This window comes from Candidatus Symbiothrix dinenymphae, from assembly GCF_001431085.1.
In genome coordinates this window covers 1-1,153 of the sequence record NZ_BBRU01000051.1, presented here as the reverse complement: position 1 = coordinate 1,153, position 1,153 = coordinate 1, and the positions used below count along the sequence as shown (strand labels likewise).

The window sequence follows — 1,153 nt, the reverse complement described above, 5'->3', positions numbered from 1 at the left end:
ACCCTAAATCTGTGAAAGGGTAACCATAAATGTCATAATCTTTCACTTCACGTTTAGGCTTATCCAAAAGCACGAGCAAATCCCAATCCGATTCCGGACGCTCATCGCCGCGTGCCTGTGAGCCGAACAAAATCAATTTGTCGTTTGGCATTATTTGCCGTTTCAATGCCTGAATTTCTTTGAATATCTGCTGATTCATAGCGTCTAATATTTTTGTGCAAAGTTAAACAAAATTTTTAATATACATGTTCAAGAGCAATCCCAATTCCGACACCGAACACTCGTCAATGAACTCACCGGCAGAGGAATACACCCGCTCGCTTTCTATCAAGTTACGCAAAAAAAGCACATCCACCACATATTAGTCACTAATGTGTACCAAATCTGTCTATATCTGCACAACAAAACTTGACCAACAAAAAAAACTCATAACTCATAACTCATAACTCATAACTCATAACTCATAACTTTTTCGTACCTTTGCGCCGTCTTATGAAAATAATACAGCTCATAGACGAGTTAGAGGCGTTTGCGCCACTCTCCTTGCAAGATGAATGGGACAATTCGGGGTTGCAAGTGGGTGATGTGGAACAGACTGCCGGAGGGGTGCTTCTCTGTTTGGATGTGACAGAAGATGTGCTCGATGAGGCTATTGAGCTGGGTTGCAACCTGATAATTTCGCATCACCCCCTGCTGTTCAAGCCTTTACGCTCCATTTCCGACCAAACCTACATCGAACGTTGCGTAGTGAAAGCCTGCAAAAACAATCTCGTCATCTATGCCGCCCACACCAACTTAGACAACGCTCATGGCGGTGTCAATTTCCACTTGGCAGAAAAAATCGGTCTGCAAGAGGTGCAAATCCTGCGCCCTCACGCGGGTGTTATTGCAGGCTTGACCGACAATCCAACCGGTTCCGGCGTGGTTGGCACATTGCTTGCCGAAGAGGACGAGGAGTCATTTTTGCAACGCATCAAAGACATTTTTCATTTGAACTGTCTGAAATATTCGCCTTTGACGGGCAAAAAGATAAGCAAAGTCGCCATTTGCGGCGGCGGAGGTGCCTTTCTGCTCCCCGATGCCATCGCTTGCGGCGCGGACGCTTTCTTGACGGGCGAAGCCAAATACAATCATTATTATGATGTGGAAAATC

At 45.4% G+C, this 1,153-nt stretch carries 2 protein-coding genes; one reads left to right on the top strand and one right to left on the bottom strand.

Going from position 1 to position 1,153, the window contains the following annotated elements; translation table 11 throughout:
• On the bottom strand, positions 1-199 hold a 199-nt coding region (locus ASC50_RS00930; RefSeq protein ID WP_162491116.1), incomplete at its 3' end, for a nucleotidyltransferase domain-containing protein.
• Between the two features lie 293 nt (positions 200-492).
• Between ASC50_RS00930 and ASC50_RS00925 the strand changes: the two genes are divergently transcribed.
• A partial coding sequence (locus tag ASC50_RS00925; protein ID WP_056928589.1) for a Nif3-like dinuclear metal center hexameric protein occupies positions 493-1,153 on the top strand: 661 nt, incomplete at its 3' end.